A 21,501-nucleotide genomic window follows, 5' to 3' on the forward strand; every position below is an offset into this window, starting at 1 on the left:
AAGTCTGATAGACCATGGTCTCACCGCCAAAGCTGTTAAACATCTTTGACAGCTTTCACCCTGCCTCTTGTGAATGGCACGCCATCATAGGTTTATTACGGCCTCTGCCAGCCTTGTTTAAACCCATCAATCAGCTGGTCAGCATGATTAAATGCATCTGTCGCCAGAATGCCTAGAATCGTTGCTACCGGAATTGCGAACGGTAAGAAGCCACCTGTAATCTGGCAAAGTTCGGAATCTTTTAAATTGGTCATGACGCTCATCCTTTCTTTTGACTCATCCTATGGCAAGTTTTCTTTTCGTTTGAGCTCGTTGAGAACATCAATGCTAAGGCTCATTGCGGGTGCCAAAAAACCACCTTGAGCCCAGCTTCGTGCAATCGCTCCGAGTCCCATACCAATGTAGGTCCAAAAATTATCAGTGCTGCCACCACTGATCCGTTCCAAGTGACTATCATCCAATGTCACGAATTGTTGCATGGCGCTACCTCCGTTTTCTTCGACTCATTCGTAGCCGATATATTTAAACTTTTAGGGTGCTAGCTTCCCTAAACACAATATACGATGAGTTCAAGTCCGCGTGGTCAATTAAATTTAAACGTTGGTAATTTGGCACTTTTCGTAGTGGTTTTGGGGAAAAAAGGCAAAACACGACGAAAAAAGGCGATTTTGTTACGATAAATTTTGACTGCATCAGCTTCAGTCGCTTCAAGAGCATTAACCCGAACATCATCTAATGTTAAGTTACGTCGTCGCCGAATCTTGATGATCATTGTTCGATGGGCTGTTGTACCACACAGACTTGGAGCTTAATCAGCCATGCTGTGGTTGAATTTGCGTTGTGAGCGTCAGACTGCTATGAAAAAATCGCAGTAACTATTGCAAAGGTATTGTACAACATCGGTTTTTCATGACAATGTGATAGGCTTTTATGTGTAAGGAACTAAGGAGGAAAATGGATATGCGAGAATCAAAACGGAATTCTTTTCGCGCAACCATGTCTAGCAAGGGACAAGTCACAATTCCTTCAGAGATACGTCGGCTTAGTGGCATCAAGAAAAACACTCAACTAGAATTCAGTGTGCAGCCGGATGGTGATTTATCCGTGCGTGTCGTTCATGAAAAGGATGGAGCCAACGAAGAAAAATTGATCAAGACAATTCGGCGCTTACAAAAGCAGTACAGAATCGGCCTGGACTACTTGAAGAACAAGTAGCATGACATCTTTGACGCAGGACGAAATCACCGTAATCAATGCACCTACCCAAGCAGACCAGCATCAACGCCTAGTGAAACCCCACTTGCTTAAAATTATTCATTCCATCGCAATTAGCGTATGCTCAAATTAAAGGAAGTGACCATGATGACTGATGATACATATGATGATGCTGGTGAACTTTTTCGCACCATTCGCAACCGGCGCGGCTTAACTATCCGTCAGGTCCACGGCAATCTGCATAAAACAGCGGTTTCCCATTTTGAAAATAACGGTTCGGATATCCGGATGACCAATCTTATGACCATCCTGAAGCCGACATACACCATGCCGCAAGAATTCTTTGAGCTGATTGATCACACCAACAACCGTTTGCGCGCGTTAAGCATTAAGATCAGCAACGCCTATCAGCAGATGGACACAGCCACGCTGACGCAACTCGCAGACAGGTACGCCAATGCAAAAAAGGATAATCCTCCCAGGTATCTGCTGAAACTGGTCATAAAAAGCTTTCTATCTGACTTGAAACATCAGCAGCCAGTTTTCTCCAACGAAGAAGAAGACTACCTGCAAGATTATTTGCTGAAGGCCGGCCCTTGGTTTTTCTTTGAATACTATGTCTACTCGAATGTCTGCTTTTCCTTGTCAAAGAGGGTTAATGACCGCCTTGTGCAGCAAATGATTCGTCAGTATGACACCTTTCATCTGAGTAGTTACGATGAGCTATTCTTCGGTGCGTTCTATAATCTATCGACCAAATACCTTCAGCGCGGTGATTACCAAGAAGCGTTGTCCATGTTGAATCTGGTCAATATGGACAAGCTCAAAGCCAACGTTCTTTACATGCGCCACCACATCGCATTCGTCCGCCTAGCTACCGCCATCTTATCCAACAAGGGTGCCAAGCAGGCGCGCGAGGAGCTGTCGTTGCTGCTAAAGGGAACGAAGATTATTGATCCGACTTTGTATGCTGTGAATATCAACTGGTTAGAGTCGTTGCATATTGATCCGGAGTCGCTTGATTTGGAGCGTGGGTAAGACCTTGTCAGAATAAGTACCGGAACTATCTCATTTTCTTTGGCGTGATTTGTCTTTGCATGCAAAAAAGCTCCGAATTTGGAGCTTTTTAGTAAACGGGTTGTACCGATTAACTTTAAAGACCATATTGCCTTTGAATCCATGCATGTCTTTTCAGCCCAATTTACTTGTGAATTGAATTAGGAGTGTTATCATCAAAAATGTTTTTTAGCTGTTCGCTTGCATTGTCTAAAGCCTGATTCAATTCAATACCACGCGCAAATTCCTTAGTTTCTTGGTAGTCTTGCCAAGAACGCACCATGTCAGGTCTGGCTTTTAACTGTTCAATGATTTCTTTACCCTGCTTCAGACTAATGTCAGTGATTCCTTTTGCTTTTGCCGTTTTAAAAAACGCCTCAACCAGTGTGTGGTGATTCAAGTCTGCTAATGTTGTCAGGCTGAGCACCCAAATATCATAAAAGTCTTTTGCTCGAGTATTTCTAATGCCTTTTTGATAAATGGTTACCAACTTGTCGGCCATAATTTGTTCTTGTGGAAAGGCGTTCATCAAAATTTTGTCGGTAGAATCAATAAAATTCGTATGTGTCAGTCTTATAGGTTTGGGATATACCACATCTCCCGTTGATACATCAATGTTTAATTTAGAGTGTGTTTTCCCCATAGTACCGAGAACGCCGACACGGAAACCAGGATATTCATGCTCATTCATTTCTGATTTAATACGTGTCACGGTGAAATGAATAGGGCTTTGCGCATGATCAAAAATAGTCGTCAACACTTTTTTGAGATTGTCCGGATTTAATTCTTGGTTATTCATTGTCATATCAAGATCTATCGTAGTTCGTCTTGACGCGCCAACAATCATGGCTATTTCAAACCCGCCTTTGAAGATGAAGTTATCTTGGTAATCCGATTCGGAAATTTGCCGTAATAATTCTTGCAATCTGAAAAGCAGCTGCATATTTTGTCGCGGGACGCCAAGAGAGTCAGCTGCTTTATTAATTCGATTAGCAATTTTGTGCGGCGAAAGATTGGCATAAGGATTCATTAGACAAGTACCTCTAAAAGTTTTGTTAAGTCGCTGTGTGGATACAGTTGCTCTTTAAGCTTTAAAAGGCGCTCAAACGACGCATTGTTTTGTCCATACTCATCAAAGTAGTTCTTGAATGCTTCATTCCGAGTGTAAGGAGCAACATCAGGCCGTTCCCATACATCTAATAAAGTTCGTTCAACTGAATAGGTTCGTACAAAGTTCATATTGGGCGTTTCTACTGTGGTAATGCCTGGAGAGTATCGACTAGGCACATAATAAATTGGCACAATCCAGTGCTCTGATAACCGAGGATTACGATACCCACGCGGAAAGGCCATAATAAACCGGTCTGGGATCTGGTCAGTTAGCCCATATAAGAATAAAGCAGTATCAAGGGCAAACACACCTCTGCTGTAACGTTGCGAGAGAATTGCAAAGTCGTCCCATGTATAGCCATTTTCGACATAGACGCCACGTGCTTCGCGTGAAATTCGTCCCTCTCTAATAGCGTTAGTTAACATTGAAGAAGAAACACCGTACTGAGTCGCGGTTCCGCTAATAAAGGTGTGATAGTCAGCCAGTAACGAATCAAGTCCTTTGTTTTTGCCCATGAAATTCCTCCGCTTTAAGGTCTGTTTGTAACTACGCCTTTAAGTGCATTATATGTTGTATATAGCAACATATCAACTTTTCAGCCTAAACCGTATCAAAATCTGGTAAGCATTGTCGACCGCTATCACATTCCATGCTCACTCCACATAGATATCGCTATGGTGACCACTCAAGAAATATCAAACCCAGGTATTGCTAGTTGGCGGAGGCTTTCACGACCCACTTTCCAACAACTCAAGATATTAGTTGGCCGATTAAGTCCTTAAAATGTTCTTTCTTCGGCATTAAGCTACCTTTCTCAAACGCATCTGTCAGATCGTGGCAAAGCATAACAAAGACGGCTCTCAGGAGGAGAGCCGCCCAAAATGATGAATATGTTCTTCCACACTACTTGACCCAAAACTATTTTTCGAGCTTTTTATAGCAGATTGCTTGAAAAAGGTTGTTTTTCCAGTAAGATCTGTTTCTGGAACCATTTTAAGGCTCGTTGGGCTACGAAATCATTTTAAAGCCGCTCGTCGTTTCTGAAAGTCGTAAACTGTCATCACAATACCCATCAGGAGCACGAGAATAGTCCACATCATGAATACCGTATAGCGGAGATCACGGCTTTGACTAAATATGACTAACAAAGTTGCAACTATTGTTAGCGGACCGCGGTGTTTCCTTAGCCATTTGATAACCAAAGTATCATGATATACTTTGCCAATAATCCACGCCAACATGATAATCAGTATACAGACAACTGCCATCATCATATTGCTCACCTCGCTTATTGATTTCTCTCATGTATTGTTTTGTAGCCACGCACAGTCAAAAATGATATCGTCAAATCAAGCAAAATTGCGCTTAGACATCCCTGAGAGATATACAGAATTCTGAAAATGAAAAAAGCTACAGATATCGGTATATAAATCTTCAGAACTGTCTTTGGGTATTTAAAGCGCCGCATGACTAGTATCAATAGAATGGCGATTAACGAAATAAATGAATAAAGCATTGTTAACATACCAACTAACAATATGAGGACACCCTTCTCTACTAGTCTATGAACATGAATTTATGTCCTTCTCCTTTCGACATCATATATCCAACTTACACCTAATATCACGAAAATAGCTGCAGGTAGATTATTCTCTACCTCTTTTTTGTCAACGATCATATCAGCTACTAATTTCGACCGCAAAAAAAACCTGCCAAATGCTCGATCAGAGCTGGCAGGTTTCATAACGAGATAAGCGAATACTGGTACAGCAATCTAGAACGCTTCAAAGTTTCTCCACTCTTTAATATGAATTTCTCATTCCAAAATAAATCTAGTGCCGGCAGCCAAAATATCTTACTCCTTCGGCTTCGGCCGCCGTTCCAAATGCCGCCGCATTTTATCCAGTAGAAATAACTGATCATTATTCCATGGACTATTGCGGCGGGCGAGGTGGGCGGCATAGTTGGCTGTATCATGGTTGAATTCGCGATCAGACCGCTGAACCTCTTTGAGGAAATCGCGGGAACTGATGCGGAGCGCCCCGCGGGAGAACACGGTCCACTGTTCTGCCTGATCGCTGGTCACAACCACGAGTTGTACGAGGGGCGAGTTCATTTCCTGGGCTAACCGTTCGATGTAACTATCCGCAGTTTCGTCTTCTTTAGTGAAGACCACTTGCAGATCCCACTTCGCATAGCTTTTGCCGATACCAGGTACATACATGGCATCGAAGACAACAATAATTTTGGCGTTTTCGTGGCTGCGGTATTCTGCCAGGATGTCCAGCAGCCGATCGCGGGCAACATCGAAGTGATCTTCCGCTTTCAATTTGGCCAGCTCCGGCCAGTTTCCAATGACGTTATAGCCGTCGACAATCAAAATGTGTTCGCGCATGGTTATTTGCCCTCGTGGCGGCTGGCAAATGCTTGATACATCAAGATACCCGCCGCAACACTGGCATTTAAGCTTTGCACGTGGCCGACCATTGGAATGGCAATCGTGGCGTCCATGAGTTTGGCAATTCCAGGCGAAATTCCTTTGCCTTCGTTGCCAATCACGAGCGCCGTACTACCTTTTGCATCCCACTGGCGATAATCCTGACCGTCCATCGCGGTGCCAAAGACCCACATACCGCGGTCTTTTAACTGTTTGATGGTTTGCGCCAGATTGGTGACGCGGGCAACCGGAACGTATTCGATCGCACCGGTGCTGACTTTGGCGACCGCACTGGTGAGACCCACGGCGCGATGCTTGGGAATGATAATGCCATGCACACCGCTAGCATCGGCAGTTCGCAGAATCGAGCCTAGATTGTGCGGATCTTCTAAGTTGTCCAACAACAAGAAGAACGGATCTTCGCCTTTATCTGCTGCATGTTGAAAAAGATCATCCACACTTGCGTAGGCATAGGGCGTCATTGCCAGTAAAACGCCTTGATGATTGCCATGGTCACTCATGAGATCGAGTTTTTGCTTCGGTGCGGTAGCGACCAGAATTTTCTTTTTTTGCGCGATGCCGATTAAATGTTGAATCGGCTCGCTTTTTAGATCGGTTTGAACAAAAAGTTTGTTAATAGTTGCGGCGGTGCCGGCTTTGAGTGCGGCTTCAACGGCATGGCGGCCAAAGACAAACTCATCTGGATCGTGTTCATTTGGTGCTGCTTGCGGCTGTTTTGCCATGACCCGTCTTCCCTTCTTCAACGTATTGAATACACCATGCGGCTAATTCGGCAACTCGCTTGTCGTGCTTTTCGAGATGCAGATAGCCAAACAAGGCCTCAAAGCCGGTCGAAACGCGATAAGTGACGACATCGGTATTCTTGGCATGCGTGTAACTTTTGGCATTACGCCCATGTTTGAAAACCGCGACCTCTTCGTCGTCAAGCAAGTGCTCGTCTTCCATCCCCGCGATTAAGGCCGCCTGCGCTTTGGCAGAAACAAAATCTTTGGCGGCGCGCTGTAAGGCAGCCGGGCGCACCAAGCCGCGTTTGAGGAGATGTTCCCGAACGTAGACCTCATACACCGCATCACCCATATAGGCTAATGCGATACCGTTCAATTGTTTTGGATCAAATGTCATTTTCTGCGCCACCGCGTTCCTTGAGGAGTGTCTTCCAAAATAATGCCTTGCGCTGCCAGCTGATCACGAATCTGGTCACTCTTGGCAAAGTCTTTCGCTGCCCGGGCAACATCGCGCGCTTTCACTAACGCATCAATATCGGCATCGAGATTGGTCTGATCGGCAAAAACCACGCCGAAAATCTGCAGCCACGCATCATAGAGATTTAGTAAGTCGTCAAGACTTTCACGTTTAACCGTATCTTCATTGGCGTATTCGTTCAGCAATTTAGCCAAGTCAAAAAGGACGGTCAACCCGTTTTGGACGTTTACATCATCATCCATGGCGGTGATAAATTGGTCTTTCAACGTTTGCAGTTGTTCGGTGATCTTGGGATCGACGCCTGGGACAGCATTGTCGCGGCGATAAACCAGATTTTCACGGGCGATTTTTAGACGATTAAGGCTGTTCGCTGCGTTCTTGAGGTTGGCATCGGAGTAACGGATTGGCATCCGATATTGAGTACCGGCCATGAAGAACCGCAGAACTTGCGGATCGACCGTTTTCAAAATGTCATGAACCGTAATGAAGTTGCCAAGCGACTTGCTCATTTTTTCGTCATCTTCGCCAATGGTTACAAAGCCATTATGCATCCAATAGCGGACGAACTGCTTGCCGGTTTTGGATTCACTCTGGGCGATTTCATTTTCGTGATGCGGGAACTCAAGATCCTGGCCGCCACCGTGAATGTCAAACGTATCGCCGAGAAGTTGGGTGCTCATGACCGAGCATTCGATGTGCCATCCCGGTCGACCCTTGCCCCAAGGAGAGTCCCAGCTGATTTCGCCGGGCTTGGCGGCCTTCCACAATGCAAAATCTATCGGATCTTCTTTTTTAGCCAGCTCTTCTTGCGTGATGTGCTGACTGGCGCCTTCTTCGAGTTCGTCGACATTTTGATGGCTTAACTCGCCATAATGTTTGAACTTGCGCGCCCGATAATACACGTCCCCGTCGACGGCGTAAGCATAGCCTTTTGCGACCAGATCCTGGACAAAATCAATAATGTCCGGAATCATTTGACTCGCGCGTGGATGGGCAGTCGCCGGTTCGATTCCCAGCGCCGTGGTGTCTTCCATGAAGGCATCAATAAACCGCTGCGCCAAATCAAGCGGTGCTTCGCCGGTTTCATGCGCGGCATTGATAATTTTATCGTCAACATCCGTGAAATTCGAGACATAAGTGACATGATAACCGCGGTATTCAAAATAGCGGCGAATCGTATCAAACGCGATCGCACTGCGCGCATTACCGATGTGGATATAATTATAGACAGTCGGTCCGCAGACATACATCCGGATTTCTCCAGGGTGCAGTGGCGTGAACGGCTCTTTTTGCCGGGACATCGTATTATATAACGTTAACATCGGCTCATTTCCTTCCTGTAGCGTCTTACCTGCATTCTACAGGAAAATGGGAGGATTATAAAGGAAAGAGCGTGAGCTGGCGCGTTTAGAAGTCGGAGTGTAAGTGGCTTTAGGCGTGATGGCCGGGCTTTGGCCATTGCGACCAAGGTCCTTACACGCAGACTTCTGCGCCAGCGATCGCGTTTCGGAACCGGATTGCCCCCAATCTTTATTACTTCAACTTCGCAAATACCCAACTTTGACCATCACGCTAAGGTTCTTACCCGCCGACTTCCGACCCCAGTTTAATCGCTGCATAGAACCAAAAAAGCTCCCTTACATACCAGCAAGGAAGCCCAAAATTTCTACTCGTTGTTAACGCGTCACGATCGATAAACGAATTTCTTTTCCCAGTCCCTTAGCATACCGTGACAATGTCATCAGCGACGGAACAGAGTCCAAACGCTCAATCTTTGCAAGCTGCGGCTGCTTCATGCCAATTGTTTCAGCGAATTGCTTTTGTGAGATCCCACGGCGAATCCGTTCCGCTTCAAGTTCAGTCAGTGCATCGATGATGGTTAATGCTTCGTCAGGAATAGAATCAATTTTACCCTTAACTTCATTCCAAGTGGACACAGAACTGCCCCTTCTTTTTAACCCATCATCTCAATTTTTTAACCGTTAATCAATCTTCCGCTTCGGATTCAAGATATTCAGCGGATCAAACAAATCCTTGATCTGATGCTGAATTTCATCAACATCAAAGCCGAGTTCCTCATTGTTCCACTGATTCTTGCTCATCCCCACAGCGTGCTCGCCGGAAATTGTGCCGCCCAATGCCAGTGCTTTGCGGAACATCATGCGGATGGCTTGGAGCGCTTCTTTTGGCGGTTCCGTCTGGTCAGCTGGCCAGATAACCGTTGGGTGCACGTTGCCGTCACCCGCATGGCCGGCGGTGTAAATTTCAACATTCAAGTCTTTGGCAACCTCGGCAATGTAGTCCATCATCTCCGGCAGCTTGGATAACGGCACGGCCATATCTTCCATAATGTGCTGGCCATTCGCGAAAACCGCCGGCAACATGTCCTGCCGCAATTTGATGATGGCACCTGCTTCATCAGGATCGCTGGTTACCTTGATATTCTTGGCGTGATCAGCCGTTAAAATCTGTTCCGCCATTTTCAGACTGGCTTCACCGCCTGCATCCAGCCGGAAAATTAGCATTGCCTCGGCACCTTCTGCATAGTGCGTGCCTTCATACCGATCCAATGCCGCAACGGTCAATCCGTCCAATGCTTCGAGGGTCACCGGATAAATTCCCGACAACCGCAAATCCTCGACCCCTTTGGCCAAGGCCGTCATGTTATCAAAATAGGCCACCCCGACTACAGGCGTCCCGATCGGAATTGGGTTCAACTTAACGGTGATTTCCGTAATAATACCCAATGTGCCTTCAGATCCCACGAAAAGATGGGTCAAGTCATAGCTAAAGGCATGCTTATAAGTGCGGCCGCCGAGTTTGATTTCCCTACCATCAGCGAGCACGACTTTCAAACCAAGCACATTGTCCGTTGTTGCGCCGTACTTGACCGTACTCATCCCACCGGCATTCGTCGCTGCGTTACCGCCAATACTGGAAATCGGCTTAGAACCCGGATCAGGCGCATAGAACAAGCCTTGCTTGCGGGCTTCTTTATCCAAATCACCGTTAATCACGCCCGGCTCCACAACCGCCAACAAGTCGCCCTTACTGATTTCCTTAATCCGTTTCATCCGCACCGTTGAGAGGATAATGCTGCCATTGAGGCCATCCGCCCCGATGACGGTACTGGTATCCGCGCCTTGAGGAACGACCGGAATGTGATATTGCCGCGCCACTTTCAAAACACCTTGAATATCCGCAACATCGCCAACTGCCACATAAGCCAAAATTCTGCCATCAATCTCCAGCTGAGCATTGCCATTGGCGCTATGTTTGCGCGCAACCTGATCATCTGTATGAATCTCCGCGTGCGGTGCGGCGGCACGTAAAACTGCAAGGATCTCCGCGTTGTCATAAGCAGTAAAAATTGCCATTATCCAGACCTCCATTGCTTTGATTGCTGGGTTCATTATAAAAATCCTTATCCTCATTATGAACCTATTTTCAAAAGGCTGGGTTGATTTAGTCTGGAAAACGCGATCTGACATCCTCCATTGCGCCGGCATACAAAAATCCGCGACATTGCGCGGATTTTTGTTACTGTTTAAAGTTGCGATGTGACTAAATCAACGTTCTTCAACACCTGATCGCGCCCCATGAGCTCAATCGTTTCAGCCAGTTGCGGGCCATGCATCCGTAGCGTTGCGGCAATGCGGATCGGCATGTACAACTTGCGGCCCTTAACCTGGGTTTCTTGCTTGACTTCGTTGACAATGCGGCCAACGGAATACGCGTCGAAAGTGTCCAGTGCTCGAATCTTTTTAGCGAACGCTTCGATAACCGGCTTGGCATTGTCGTCAGCCAGCTCCTTGCGCTCGTCATCCGTCAGATCGGTTGCCTTGTCGAAGAAAATATCGGCAAGTTTGCTAATCTGCGCGGTGTAACTCATCTGATCGGTGTACAGGCTGATCAGATGACGGGCCCACTCGATGGTTTTCGGATCCGGATCACTATGAATCAGGCCATCTTCAATCAGGTTTGCCAACGACATGCTCATCAGCTCGTTCGGGTTCGTCTTTTGCTTAGCTTTAATATACTGGTTGTTAACCCATTCCAGCTTCTTCTGGTCGAAGCGTGCCGGACTCTTGGATAAACGCTTCGGATCGAACTGCTTGATGAATTCCTTCTTGGTGAAAATCTCATCTTCGCCAACCGGTGACCAGCCTAACAGGGTGATGAAGTTAAACATCGCTTCTGGCAAGTAGCCGAGTTCACGATATTGTTCGATAAACTGCAAGACGGTTTCATCACGTTTGGACAGCTTTTTGCCGGTTGCACCGTTGATGATCAAGGTCATATGGCCAAAAATCGGTGGTTCCCAGCCAAAAGCGTCATAAATCGCCAGCTGCTTAGGCGTGTTGGCAATGTGGTCATCGCCGCGCAACACATGACTGATTTCCATGAGATGATCGTCGACCACCACCGCAAAGTTATACGTCGGCATGCCGTCGCGCTTCTGAATGACAAAATCGCCGCCAAGCGTGTTGGCATCAATCGAAATCTTGCCTTTGACAATGTCATCCCATTCGTAAGTCTTATCAGTCGGAATGTGGAATCGGATAACCGGCTGTAACCCCTTGGCTTTTGCCGCAGCAATGGCTTCTGCCTTTTCGGCTTCACTCATGCCTTCATATTCATATTCATAATGCGGCATTTCATGACGGGCTTTTTGGGCTTCGCGATCGGCTTTCAGTTCCTCTTCGGTCCGATAAGATTCATAAGCAAAGCCCTTATCGACAAGTTGCTTGATCAGCTTGTCATAAATGTCTTTACGCTCAGACTGGCGGTAAGGGCCAAAATCCCCACCTTTGTCAGGACCTTCATCCCAATCAATCCCGAGCCAGTGGAGATTCTCCATCTGACTTTTCTCGCCATCTGCAACGTTCCGCTTTGTATCGGTATCTTCAATCCGCAGCACCAACGTTCCCTTGTTGTGCCGTGCGAACAAATAATTGAACAGTGCCGTCCGTGCATTGCCAATATGCAAATGCCCGGTCGGACTTGGTGCATAACGCACCCGAATTGGTCGATCTGCCAATGTCTTAGCCTCCATTTTCTGTAAACATGCAATGCTAGTGTACCACAGAAGGGCAAGCGATGGACGGCAACGCCTCAAGGTCATCAGGTTTTTCGTTTCGACGGGAAAAGTGCCATCCCTTTAATGAAACAATCTGTTTACTGAAACATTATGCGCTGACAGTGCTGCGCGGTTTTTCTCGCCGCCAGAGCCAGTAAACGAACGCCACAACGATCACTGTTTGTGCCACTAACAGCAGCTCTGTCACAGTGAGGCTCAAAGCTCCTGCCTGACTCAATCCAGCCGGAAAATCAATAAAAGCATGCAACCCAACCGGCAGTAACATCCAAAACCACTGCTTGCGGTTGACCACAATCAACCAAACAACCAGCGAAAGGGCAATCTGAATGGTCAAGGCTAACAGTCGTTCAAGCAAGCTTAGTGACACCGTCCAGCCGCTCATCCCAGTCAACTGCTTCACCGCGGTGATAATGCCAGAACGCGCGCTTGCCGGAGTTTTGGTCATTAATTTAGCCAACGCGCCACTGTTGATGGTCGTTGCAAAAAGCACATTACTGAACATTGCCAAGCCCCCACCCAGCATCATTTCAAGGCCGCCATGACCTAAACCATACAAAAACGGGGTTTCCGGCGTCTTGGCTTTTTGCGGGATCCGCCGCTGAATCCATTTGAACCCGAACCAGCGACCGACTTCTTCAAAAACGCCTGCCAGCAGTGCGCCATAAAGTGCGTAAAGCCACGGTGTATGCTGGAATTGCCGGGCAATGCCGCGAAACGGTCCTTCTAGAATGCCGGCAAAAAGAATGAAAATGGCCATACCGATAAAGAACACTGGCGTTGCTCCTTTTTTCGGATGACTTCGCCGTTGAATGATCCACACGGCTAAAGCCACCGGCAAAACCAAACAAATAATGATCTCGATGACCATCATCACGATGGCTGCTTGACTGACAGTGCTGTTCACAATTTTTGACATACGCGCGACCTCACATTCGATTGTTCAGAAAACGATCTGTTGTGGTCGTTTTCAATTCTTTAGGTATAAAAAGAGCATCATTTAAAGTGAATGATGCTCTTTTCCATTCCATTTTTCAACTCAATTTACACAATTGAAAATGGTACGATTTAATTTTTATGACTTACTTTTTTCGTTTGCCGGCGCCAACGAATACCTAAAAAGCCTGCCAAAGCTAGAAGAACAACGCCAAGAGCCGTCAAGCCGATCTGTTCTTCTTCGTGTGTCCGTGGCAGTGTGTGCTTAGCCTTATTAGTTGGCGTTATGATCGTTGTTGTCGCGCCATTGCTGCCACCTGTTGACGGCAAAACGTTGCTTGGCGGATTTGGCGTGGATGGATTTGTCGGCGTGCTTGGTGTGACTGGCGTACTTGGCGTGACCGGCGTGCTCGTCTTCGCATAAACAAAGGTGACATTTAACGTTCCATTGGTGAATGTGCCTGAATCAGCCGCGCTGTTTGGCGCCATGCGCAGATACTGATATCCCGCAATGGTTGTTGGCGTTGTGGTATAAGGTGTTCCTGCATTCCCAGTCAAAACTTTGTCTGGCGCGAGTGCGTGCCCATTTTCGTCGACATAATGAACGTTAACGGTTCCTTGGGCGGCTGGTGTTTTACTGTAAACAAACGTCACAGTCAAAGTGCCGGTACTAAAGGTCCCGTTTTCCGGTGCGCTGCCTGGCGCAAGACTGGTGAATTGATAATTTGCAATATCGATCGGACGGGCTTCATAAGGATCGCCAGGCTGGCCCGTGAGCACTTTATCAGGTGCAAGCGTATTGCCTGCATCATCGACGTACTTCACGTTAACGCTGCCTTGAGGAATTGGCGTCTTTGTGTAAACCATGGTGACAGTGATCGTGCCATTGGTGTATGTGCCGCTTGCCGGTGCGCTATTCGTAGCCAAATGGGCATATTGGTAATCTTTGATGCTGATTGGCGAGATGGTATACGAATCGCCTACTTTGCCACTAAACGTCTGATCCGGGGCAAGTTGATTGCCTTGGTCATCAACAAATTTGATATCAATGGTTCCTTGTGTAGCAGGATCTTCAGCAGCTTTTCCTGTCTCTGTAATTGGTGAGGCAACGGGATTACTCAAATACTTTTTTTGTTGACGAGTCAATGCTGCATTGACTCTCGATCGTTGTGCCAATTGAGAGGTTTCATTGATGGACTTGGCCGCCACTTTATGCGCGGAACTCGTACCACCCATCAAGAAGAAGCCGATCAGCATCACCACCCACAACTTGCCATCTTTATACAGTTTGCTATGAACTTTTTCTTCTCCAATTGGTCTCAATGCAATTGCTCCCTTCAGAAACCAAGCCAAAAGCCCTTCAACCAAACCTTGTTAAAATAATTATTTTAATTTACATACAAATTATAACACGTGGTATTGGTATGAAAACTTTCGAATGGATTCTCGGGCTGAGAAAGTATCCACTTTGAAGCACTTGGATAACTGACTTGGACGCAGAAAATGACACCTAAACAGGCGTTTTATTTTTCGTGAATACCATCATCTACCGCAAATTACGCCTGCGGAAGACAATCAGGCCAAGGATCAAGAAAATACTGCCATAAGCAATGTAGCCGATCATCATCTGGTTGATGCCTAGGTGAGTCAGACTCGAAAGCTTTGGCGAGTTCAATTGTGCCCCGAAGTTCAACATATTCACTGGGTTCCATTTGAGCCATTCGTGCTGATCAATCAGCATAAACATCAGTTGGTTAAAGACCGAGACAACAAAGTAGGCACTAATGCCGACAATGATTGCAGGCGTTGAATTATCAAATAAGGTAGCCAACAGCAACACAAAAGCAGCCAGAAAAAGTAATGTCAAAAACTCGCTGACCGTATTCATCAACATGGCCTGCCAAATCGGCTGATGGTTGCTAACTTGCAAAGTCAGACTAAATTTATTTTGGAAAAAGATCACTTTTAAAAGAAAAGTCATCACGAGGCTGCTGCCATAGAAGTAAAGTGCACAGCCTAGCAGGGTTAACCACTTACTAACCAAAACTTTGCTACTTGAATATTGTCGATACAGCAATGCCTTCAGCGTGCCATACTGATTTTCTGATGACAGCTGCGTACTGCCGACTGCAATGATATAAAAGACAATCAACACCGGCGCGTAAAAATCGTTGAGGAACAAGTTCTCAGGCTGAAACGTCTGTGGATAAACTTTTCCGAAAATCGCCATTGCCAGTTGAAACACAATGAGAAATAACCAGAAAATTGTAAAGGATGGTCTTTTTAAGAGTTTGTAGGTTTCCTGTTTAAGCAATGTGAACAAAATAAAATCCTCCGTATCGTCTCAATCACTCAATGATGCCTAAAAGTGAGTTTTCCAAGTCATCCTGTTGTTCGTGAATGTCGTGGATCGCAATATTCTGATCCAACACCGCATGCAACAAAGATGTCATATTTTGAATTGAGTTTCTGGCAATCTTAACGCTGCCTTCTTCGACAGTAGCTTGATAACCTTTCTGCACTAAAAGTTGCGCCGCGCGGTCGTTCTGATCCGTTCGCAGCAAAAGATAACTCTCATTTCTGGCCAACACGGCGCTCATGGTATTGCTTGTGACAAGATGGCCGTGATTAATGATCACAACATCGTCAGCGACCTTTTGCAACTCACTCAGGATATGGCTTGATATGAGGAATGAAATACCTTCTGCTTTTTTCTGAAGAATCAATTCGCGCAGTTCTCTTGTTGCCTTGGGATCAAGCCCATTCATTGGTTCGTCAAGGATTACCAGACTCGGCTGATTCACCAACGCCAGCGCAATCCCAAGCTTCTGCTTCATCCCTAGCGAATAATGCTTGGCTTTTGCATCTGCATAGGCAGTCAAGTGCATCTCTTCAATCACTTTGTCCACTTTAGCGCGCCGATCAGTGCCTCTCGTAAAAAGGTGCAGCTGTTCTCGACCGGTTAAATAAGGATACAAACCGGGATACTCAATCAAGGCGCCCACATCTTTTAAGGCATCATGATTGTCAACGGTGATCTTTTGATCATTTAGCCGAATGTCACCGATAAAACTCGAAATGCCCAAAATGGTTTTCATAATGGTTGTTTTACCTGCGCCGTTTGCCCCAATCAGGCCGACAACCCGTCCCGGTTTGATTTCAAATGAAATTTGGTGCAAAGCTTGTTTCCTCCCGAACCATTTATCGAGGTTATTAACTGTTAGCATTAAGTCATACCACAACTTTCTTGATGAGATTGGTGATCAACTTCATTATCTATTTGTTTTGTGTTATTGATAAAATATATACATACATCAATTGCCGCAATATCAAAAATTCCAGGTGATACCTGAACTCGATCACAAGGCCTAATTTTGATACTCTTTAAGTAGTACTAACTTACCAGATCAAACCGATCAATCCGTGTTTTTTGACAAAAACGATATTTTCATCACATAATTGGTTTTAAGTTGCTTATAGGAAAATTGGAGGAGACCGCTTCATGCAATCACATAACATTGGTGCTTTGTTTAAAGAGCTGCGTGTAGAACGAGGTTTGAGAATCGCTGATGTAGCCGGTGAACTCAGCGTAAGCACTGTTTCAAAGTTCGAAAACGGATTATCGGATATTTCAGTTGAGAAACTCTGTTTGCTATTAAGCAACCTAGGCATGGATGCACCAGAGTTTTTTGAAATTCTCAATCAAAATCAGAACGGCGACTCAAATATTGTCGATTCCAGTTTAGACGCTCTGAATCAGCGCTTGTGGAAATTTTCGGTTTCACAGGATGCTTCTGGATTTAAAAAGTTGCACCATGACTTTTTGGAAAAGTTTAAAGCCACCCAAAACAAATTTTATAAGCTGAAAGGCATTATGGTTTTGTCCATTTTCATCGACATCCAAGAAAGTCATAAACTACTGTCCAAAGCTGATTCCAAGTATGTGGCCGACTACCTAATGGAGCGTGATGCTTGGTACAAATTTGAATACTCACTTTATGGCGACTGTGTAGCATTTTTACAACCCCAAGATTTTGATCGTTTGTACGCAAAGTTTCTCACGATCCATTTTGCGCTACATCAACGGCGGAATTACCTTGATCTCTTTTTCCAGACATTTTATAATATTGCCGCTTCGCTTTATTACCGTGGACAATATGCATCGGCTGTCCAAACGCTTGACCATTTGCAGCAACAAAAAATCCCTGATAATTACTTTTTCATTCGTCTTCAATTGCATATGTTGAAACTGCTCTGCCAGTATAAAATTTCCAGTGATCAGGAGACCCTGGCTGATCTCGAATCGATTCTAAAGGTTATTACGAAGATCAGTCCGGTTTATAGTCGTAGATGGAAAGCGGACTTCAAGTTTAAAGAGTCACTCCTTCAGTAACCAAGACGTCGCTAAGTCCCTACCGCTGACGAAATTCACTGTTCCACTTCTTAAAAAAGGCGCTGCCCCAACTCGGGACAACGCCTTTTTACATCCACAATATTTACTTTTCCTTATCCCGGATCGCCTTTTGCTGGTGTGCCGGCTTTGCGAAGATCATGCGCCCCGCGGCCGTTTGCAGCGCACTGGTGACGATGACTTCCAGCGGTTTGTTCATGTAGAACTTACCGTCTTCGACCACCACCATCGTGCCGTCGTCGAGATAAGCGACGCCTTGTTGCCGTTCAGAGCCGGATTTGATGACGGTGACCGTCATGTTTTCTCCGGGGATCACATCGGGCTTCAGGGCATTGGCTAGCGCGTTGATGTTGAGCACCGGGACATTTTGAAATTGTGCGACCTTGTTGAGGTTAAAATCATTCGTCATGACGATGCCATCGAGCAATTTAGCGAGCTTGAGCAGCTTGCTGTCGACTTCGGTTAAATCGTCAAAATCGCCTTCGTACATCTCAATATGAATGTCTTTATCTTTTTGCATGGCATTCAAAATGTCCAATCCGCGGCGGCCGCGCATTCTTTTCATCGAATCCGCCGAGTCTGAAATCAGTTGCAGTTCATGCAAAACAAAGTTCGGAACCAGCATCGTGCCTTCGATAAACCCGGTCTTGGCAATGGCCTGAACCCGGCCGTCGATGATGACACTGGTGTCGAGCAGCTTGTATTTGCGAAAATGATCACCGACTTTGCGCTCGAGGACCTGGTCGTTGTCCGTATCTGCTGTCCGGCGATTGCGGAAATTCAATAGCCGCCGCCATTCTTCGCTGCGTGTCGTACCCACCCGAAAACCCAAGTAACCGAATAATAGCATGATGATGAGTGGTAGGAAGATATTCAGCGGTGCGATGAACCGATACAACGGAATTGAAATAATCGCGGCCAGAATCAAGCCGATCGTGGTCGACAAGCTACCGAACAGTAAATAGCTTGGTGATTTGGTGTTCAGCGTCTTTTCCAGAACTTTTAACCGTCCCAGAATCCAGTTGACGCTGAGACTGGCTAGCAGCAGGAAAATGATGGCGCCGATTAACCCGTTCGTCAGCAGGTTGTTGACAATCAGGTGATGCTGCCAACCGATGGCTTCCCAAAGTGCCGGTAATGCGCCCATGCCGACCCCAATGCCGATCAAGCCGAAAATCAAATAAACAATTCGTTTCTTCATGGTTTGCCTCCTCTCTTCTTCTAATTAAAAACCTTATGCAACGCTTCGGCAATGCTTGTAACCCCAATGACTTGAATATCTTTGGGTGCGTGCCAGCCTTGCAGATTGTTGCGCGGTACGAAAATCCGCTTAAAACCCAGCTTGGCCGCCTCTTTGACCCGATCTTCAATGCGGTTCACCCGCCGCACTTCACCGGTTAAGCCGATTTCACCGACAAAACAATCCGTCGGCGGAATCTCTTTGTCGCGATATGACGAGGCAATCGCAACGGCCATCGCTAAGTCAATCGCTGGCTCATCCAACTTAACGCCGCCAGTGGCTTTCAGGTAAGCGTCCTGATTCTGCAGCATGAGATTGGCCCGTTTTTCCAGCACTGCCATGATCAAGCTGACACGATTGTGATCCAATCCGCTGCTAGTGCGTTTGGCATTGCCGTACATCGTGGGACTGATCAATGCCTGAATTTCGACCAAAATCGGCCGCGTACCTTCCATCGACACCACCACCGCCGAACCGGTCGCCCCAGCCAGCCGTTCCTCTAAGAAGATTTCCGAGGGATTAGCGACTTCCTGCAGGCCGTTTTGGTGCATCTCAAAAATGCCGATTTCATTGGTGGAGCCGAACCGATTCTTAACCGACCGTAAAATCCGGTAAGTGTGGTGCATATCGCCTTCAAAATAAAGCACGGTGTCGACCATATGTTCAAGAATTTTAGGCCCGGCAATCGCGCCTTCCTTGGTGACGTGGCCGACGATGAAGATGGTTACACCTTTGGATTTGGCAATGCGCATCAGTTCGGCCGTGACTTCGCGAATCTGGGCAACCGAACCGACTGCCGAGTTCATATCCGGTACATTCATGGTTTGAACCGAGTCAATCACGACATAATCCGGCTGCATCTGGTCAATGACTCCTTCAATGCTAGGCATGTCGGTTTCCGGATACAGGTACATCCCCGAATTGGCAACCCCTAAGCGCCCGGCCCGCATTTTGATCTGACTGGCGCTTTCTTCGCCGGACACGTATAAAACGGTACCGCCAGTGCTCGCCAACTGTCCGGACACCTGCAATAGCAAGGTCGATTTACCGATTCCGGGATCCCCGCCAATCAAAACCAGCGATCCCGGCACCACGCCACCACCAAGCACACGGTTTAATTCCGCCAAACCGGTCTTAACCCGCGTTTCCTTGGCAACCGTCACTTCATCCATCCGCATCGGCTTGACTTTACTGCCTGCCCGCGTCTGCCGCGGTGCCGACTTGGTTGAACTGACGGTTTCTTCAACTAAGGTATTCCAGCCACCACAATTTGGACAACGCCCTAAATAAGTGGCCGAAATATAACCGCAATTTTGACATACGTACTGTGTTTTTGCTTTCGCCATATTATCCCTTCAATATTAACTAGTGATCGGTTGACCCAAAACCGCTTTGCCGCTGAGCCAGCCCGCCTTGATCGCCATCCGCCATTAAAAATGGCATGAAGATGCCTTGGCCGATGCGGTCGCCTTTTTTAATCATCACATCGCGGGGGAAGAAATTCAGTAGCTGAATATAGATTTCGCCTTCGTTGTCCGGATTGTTATAATAGTCGGCATCAATCACGCCAATCCCATTGGGCAACGTCAGGCCGTGCTTAAGCGGATTGCTGGAGCGATTAGCCAAAACCAGTACTTCATTAGGCTGCATATATGCTTTTATACCAGTCGGCACCAAATACGGTTTCAAGATCTGCTCAGCCCGTTCGAAATCCTTGTTGGTCAGTGGGCGTTCATTTTTAATCAGCCGGAAAAGCCGAATAAAATCATACCGCCAGATGCTTTTCAACAAGAAATCCTCACGCGCGTAAAAATCATACCCTGCCGCTTGCTTGGTTTGGCGTGTGGGCAAGGTCAGGTCGTCATCCTGGTACTTTGAAACAATTTCAAAACCACGGGTCTTCATAATGAACCTCCATATAAGTAGTGTCCAAGGTATCATAACACGTGGCACCAGCTGACAACCATGCTGAAAAGGCTTTCCTTCTTGTAATTATACCGTTTTCTTGCTAAATTTGGAGTGCGGACGCGACTGGTCAATCGCATTAACAAAATTGACCCGAGCGTCATGGTGACTGGATTCGGTAAAAGCGGCGCTGACGGTGCGATGCGTTGGATGCTCAACCATAACGCGTTCACTGGCGCAGGAACCTGCGTATAAGGGCCTTGGTCGCAATGGCCAAAACCGGGCCATCACGCCCAAGGCCGCTTATACTCCGGTTCCTGAACGCGCCAGTTCACGCTCACGCACTTTTACCAAGGAGGTTAATATGGAATTTCAACACGAACCGGGCCGGATTTTCAATACCGACTGGGATGGCCGACTGCTGGCCGAATTAACGTATCAATCAATTGACGACGGCCAAGCATGGGCAGTCGATCATACTTTTGTTGACGAAAGTTTGCGTGGCCAAGGCATCGCCGGCCAACTCATCGAAGCGGTCGTTGCTGCCGCCCGGAAAGAAGGCAAAACCATTGAACCACTTTGCTCATACGCAGTGCATGCCTTTCACAACCATCCGGAATATGCCGATGTTTTGCGGCCGGTGAAGGATAACTGAATGCTGAGTGAGGCCAGAGCGTAACTCACGGTCAAAACGTCAAGCTTACAGAAGCGAACGTGCTTCCGATTGTTAAAAATTGGAAGTGCGTTTTCTTTTCGTTTCGGGTAAATAGTTTGGTTTAAACTTTAAAAATCTTAGTGCCAAAGCGGAGCAATCGGAGGCCAGATGGGCTCAGGGGTGACATTGTTGTTGGTGGGGCGCTTTTTGCCC

22 protein-coding genes are annotated in these 21,501 nt (G+C 46.7%); 4 read left to right on the plus strand and 18 right to left on the minus strand.

Annotation, left to right across the window (positions count from 1 at the left end; all coding sequences use genetic code 11):
• Window positions 1-95 precede the first annotated feature (95 nt).
• Window positions 96-254 carry a hypothetical protein gene (locus GSO_RS11220; RefSeq protein ID WP_010492208.1) on the minus strand — a complete coding sequence of 53 codons (159 nt, stop codon included), beginning with the start codon at window positions 252-254 and terminating at the stop codon, window positions 96-98.
• Window positions 255-281: 27 nt separating this feature from the next.
• On the minus strand, window positions 282-479 hold the full coding sequence (locus GSO_RS11225) for a ComC/BlpC family leader-containing pheromone/bacteriocin (RefSeq protein ID WP_010492210.1): 198 nt from the start codon (window positions 477-479) through the stop codon (window positions 282-284).
• A gap of 481 nt (window positions 480-960) precedes the next feature.
• Here GSO_RS11225 and GSO_RS11235 point away from each other — a divergent pair, with 481 nt between their 5' ends.
• Together GSO_RS11235 and GSO_RS11240 are read left to right on the plus strand one after the other, a co-directional pair.
• Entirely contained in the window at window positions 961-1,215 is a 255-nt protein-coding gene (locus tag GSO_RS11235; RefSeq protein ID WP_010492214.1) for an AbrB/MazE/SpoVT family DNA-binding domain-containing protein, read from the plus strand.
• A gap of 147 nt (window positions 1,216-1,362) precedes the next feature.
• Window positions 1,363-2,253: an Rgg family transcriptional regulator gene (locus GSO_RS11240; protein WP_010492216.1), complete on the plus strand. Its 891-nt coding sequence runs from the start codon at window positions 1,363-1,365 to the stop codon at window positions 2,251-2,253.
• Window positions 2,254-2,416: 163 nt separating this feature from the next.
• Here the strand turns inward: GSO_RS11240 and GSO_RS11245 are convergent, their stop codons facing one another.
• The 13 genes from GSO_RS11245 to GSO_RS11310 form a co-directional block, all read right to left on the minus strand.
• A complete protein-coding gene (locus tag GSO_RS11245) occupies window positions 2,417-3,301 on the minus strand; it encodes a nucleotidyl transferase AbiEii/AbiGii toxin family protein (RefSeq protein ID WP_010492218.1) in 885 nt (294 codons plus the stop codon).
• Window positions 3,301-3,897 carry a type IV toxin-antitoxin system AbiEi family antitoxin domain-containing protein gene (locus GSO_RS11250; RefSeq protein WP_010492221.1) on the minus strand — a complete coding sequence of 199 codons (597 nt, stop codon included), beginning with the start codon at window positions 3,895-3,897 and terminating at the stop codon, window positions 3,301-3,303. Before GSO_RS11250 ends, GSO_RS11245 begins: the two co-directional genes overlap by 1 nt.
• A gap of 1,340 nt (window positions 3,898-5,237) precedes the next feature.
• Entirely contained in the window at window positions 5,238-5,777 is a 540-nt protein-coding gene (locus GSO_RS11260) for an NYN domain-containing protein (RefSeq protein ID WP_010492225.1), read from the minus strand.
• Between the two features lie 2 nt (window positions 5,778-5,779).
• Window positions 5,780-6,562, minus strand: coding sequence for a 23S rRNA (guanosine(2251)-2'-O)-methyltransferase RlmB (gene rlmB, locus GSO_RS11265; protein ID WP_010492226.1), 783 nt, complete (start codon window positions 6,560-6,562; stop codon window positions 5,780-5,782).
• Complete coding sequence (locus GSO_RS11270) at window positions 6,531-6,962, minus strand: Mini-ribonuclease 3 (protein ID WP_010492228.1); 432 nt, start codon at window positions 6,960-6,962, stop codon at window positions 6,531-6,533. Before GSO_RS11270 ends, rlmB begins: the two co-directional genes overlap by 32 nt.
• Window positions 6,959-8,365, minus strand: a complete 1,407-nt coding sequence (gene cysS / locus GSO_RS11275; protein WP_010492230.1) for a cysteine--tRNA ligase — start codon at window positions 8,363-8,365, stop codon at window positions 6,959-6,961. Before cysS ends, GSO_RS11270 begins: the two co-directional genes overlap by 4 nt.
• A gap of 354 nt (window positions 8,366-8,719) precedes the next feature.
• The gene (locus tag GSO_RS11280) at window positions 8,720-8,980 is read right to left on the minus strand and encodes a helix-turn-helix domain-containing protein (RefSeq protein WP_010492231.1); all 261 of its coding nucleotides are present in this window, start codon (window positions 8,978-8,980) and stop codon (window positions 8,720-8,722) included.
• A 45-nt stretch (window positions 8,981-9,025) separates the two neighbouring features.
• The gene (locus tag GSO_RS11285; RefSeq protein WP_010492234.1) at window positions 9,026-10,420 is read right to left on the minus strand and encodes an FAD-binding oxidoreductase; all 1,395 of its coding nucleotides are present in this window, start codon (window positions 10,418-10,420) and stop codon (window positions 9,026-9,028) included.
• A gap of 170 nt (window positions 10,421-10,590) precedes the next feature.
• Window positions 10,591-12,084 (minus strand): glutamate--tRNA ligase, encoded by a 1,494-nt coding sequence (gene gltX, locus GSO_RS11290; protein WP_010492236.1) that lies wholly within the window; start codon window positions 12,082-12,084, stop codon window positions 10,591-10,593.
• Between the two features lie 148 nt (window positions 12,085-12,232).
• Window positions 12,233-13,060, minus strand: a complete 828-nt coding sequence (locus GSO_RS11295) for a YhfC family intramembrane metalloprotease (protein WP_010492238.1) — start codon at window positions 13,058-13,060, stop codon at window positions 12,233-12,235.
• Between the two features lie 149 nt (window positions 13,061-13,209).
• Window positions 13,210-14,400: a MucBP domain-containing protein gene (locus GSO_RS11300; protein WP_010492240.1), complete on the minus strand. Its 1,191-nt coding sequence runs from the start codon at window positions 14,398-14,400 to the stop codon at window positions 13,210-13,212.
• A 223-nt stretch (window positions 14,401-14,623) separates the two neighbouring features.
• Entirely contained in the window at window positions 14,624-15,400 is a 777-nt protein-coding gene (locus GSO_RS11305; protein WP_010492243.1) for an ABC transporter permease, read from the minus strand.
• Window positions 15,401-15,425: 25 nt separating this feature from the next.
• Window positions 15,426-16,304, minus strand: a complete 879-nt coding sequence (locus GSO_RS11310) for an ATP-binding cassette domain-containing protein (RefSeq protein ID WP_029345592.1) — start codon at window positions 16,302-16,304, stop codon at window positions 15,426-15,428.
• A gap of 275 nt (window positions 16,305-16,579) precedes the next feature.
• Between GSO_RS11310 and GSO_RS11315 the strand changes: the two genes are divergently transcribed.
• Window positions 16,580-17,470 (plus strand): helix-turn-helix domain-containing protein, encoded by an 891-nt coding sequence (locus GSO_RS11315; protein WP_010492249.1) that lies wholly within the window; start codon window positions 16,580-16,582, stop codon window positions 17,468-17,470.
• Between the two features lie 103 nt (window positions 17,471-17,573).
• Here the strand turns inward: GSO_RS11315 and GSO_RS11320 are convergent, their stop codons facing one another.
• From GSO_RS11320 to GSO_RS11330, 3 genes are read right to left on the minus strand one after another with little or no spacing between them, the layout of a single operon-like run.
• The gene (locus tag GSO_RS11320) at window positions 17,574-18,689 is read right to left on the minus strand and encodes a PIN/TRAM domain-containing protein (RefSeq protein WP_010492251.1); all 1,116 of its coding nucleotides are present in this window, start codon (window positions 18,687-18,689) and stop codon (window positions 17,574-17,576) included.
• Between the two features lie 20 nt (window positions 18,690-18,709).
• The gene (radA, locus tag GSO_RS11325; RefSeq protein WP_010492253.1) at window positions 18,710-20,074 is read right to left on the minus strand and encodes a DNA repair protein RadA; all 1,365 of its coding nucleotides are present in this window, start codon (window positions 20,072-20,074) and stop codon (window positions 18,710-18,712) included.
• Between the two features lie 19 nt (window positions 20,075-20,093).
• On the minus strand, window positions 20,094-20,633 hold the full coding sequence (locus GSO_RS11330) for a dCTP deaminase/dUTPase family protein (RefSeq protein WP_010492255.1): 540 nt from the start codon (window positions 20,631-20,633) through the stop codon (window positions 20,094-20,096).
• Window positions 20,634-20,997: 364 nt separating this feature from the next.
• On the opposite strand from GSO_RS11330, the gene GSO_RS11335 reads away from it, so the two are divergent.
• Window positions 20,998-21,288, plus strand: a complete 291-nt coding sequence (locus tag GSO_RS11335; RefSeq protein WP_010492257.1) for a GNAT family N-acetyltransferase — start codon at window positions 20,998-21,000, stop codon at window positions 21,286-21,288.
• Window positions 21,289-21,501: the final 213 nt, after the last annotated feature.

Origin of the sequence: Lacticaseibacillus zeae DSM 20178 = KCTC 3804 (genome assembly GCF_000260435.1) — a bacterium.
GTDB lineage: Bacteria > Bacillota > Bacilli > Lactobacillales > Lactobacillaceae > Lacticaseibacillus > Lacticaseibacillus zeae.

Bases quoted from the DNA above. Each gene is read 5' to 3' on its own strand.
- GSO_RS11295 (WP_010492238.1), bottom strand. From the start codon at position 13,060: ATGTCAAAAATTGTGAACAGCACTGTCAGTCAAGCAGCCATCGTGATG.
- GSO_RS11285 (WP_010492234.1), bottom strand. From the start codon at position 10,420: ATGGCAATTTTTACTGCTTATGACAACGCGGAGATCCTTGCAGTTTTA.
- GSO_RS11235 (WP_010492214.1), top strand. From the start codon at position 961: ATGCGAGAATCAAAACGGAATTCTTTTCGCGCAACCATGTCTAGCAAG.
- GSO_RS11335 (WP_010492257.1), top strand. From the start codon at position 20,998: ATGGAATTTCAACACGAACCGGGCCGGATTTTCAATACCGACTGGGAT.
- radA (WP_010492253.1), bottom strand. From the start codon at position 20,074: ATGGCGAAAGCAAAAACACAGTACGTATGTCAAAATTGCGGTTATATT.
- GSO_RS11240 (WP_010492216.1), top strand. From the start codon at position 1,363: ATGACTGATGATACATATGATGATGCTGGTGAACTTTTTCGCACCATT.
- cysS (WP_010492230.1), bottom strand. From the start codon at position 8,365: ATGTTAACGTTATATAATACGATGTCCCGGCAAAAAGAGCCGTTCACG.
- GSO_RS11310 (WP_029345592.1), bottom strand. From the start codon at position 16,304: ATGCTAACAGTTAATAACCTCGATAAATGGTTCGGGAGGAAACAAGCT.
- GSO_RS11220 (WP_010492208.1), bottom strand. From the start codon at position 254: ATGACCAATTTAAAAGATTCCGAACTTTGCCAGATTACAGGTGGCTTC.
- GSO_RS11270 (WP_010492228.1), bottom strand. From the start codon at position 6,962: ATGACATTTGATCCAAAACAATTGAACGGTATCGCATTAGCCTATATG.
- GSO_RS11245 (WP_010492218.1), bottom strand. From the start codon at position 3,301: ATGAATCCTTATGCCAATCTTTCGCCGCACAAAATTGCTAATCGAATT.
- GSO_RS11315 (WP_010492249.1), top strand. From the start codon at position 16,580: ATGCAATCACATAACATTGGTGCTTTGTTTAAAGAGCTGCGTGTAGAA.
- GSO_RS11260 (WP_010492225.1), bottom strand. From the start codon at position 5,777: ATGCGCGAACACATTTTGATTGTCGACGGCTATAACGTCATTGGAAAC.
- GSO_RS11250 (WP_010492221.1), bottom strand. From the start codon at position 3,897: ATGGGCAAAAACAAAGGACTTGATTCGTTACTGGCTGACTATCACACC.
- rlmB (WP_010492226.1), bottom strand. From the start codon at position 6,562: ATGGCAAAACAGCCGCAAGCAGCACCAAATGAACACGATCCAGATGAG.
- GSO_RS11330 (WP_010492255.1), bottom strand. From the start codon at position 20,633: ATGAAGACCCGTGGTTTTGAAATTGTTTCAAAGTACCAGGATGACGAC.
- GSO_RS11225 (WP_010492210.1), bottom strand. From the start codon at position 479: ATGCAACAATTCGTGACATTGGATGATAGTCACTTGGAACGGATCAGT.
- GSO_RS11320 (WP_010492251.1), bottom strand. From the start codon at position 18,689: ATGAAGAAACGAATTGTTTATTTGATTTTCGGCTTGATCGGCATTGGG.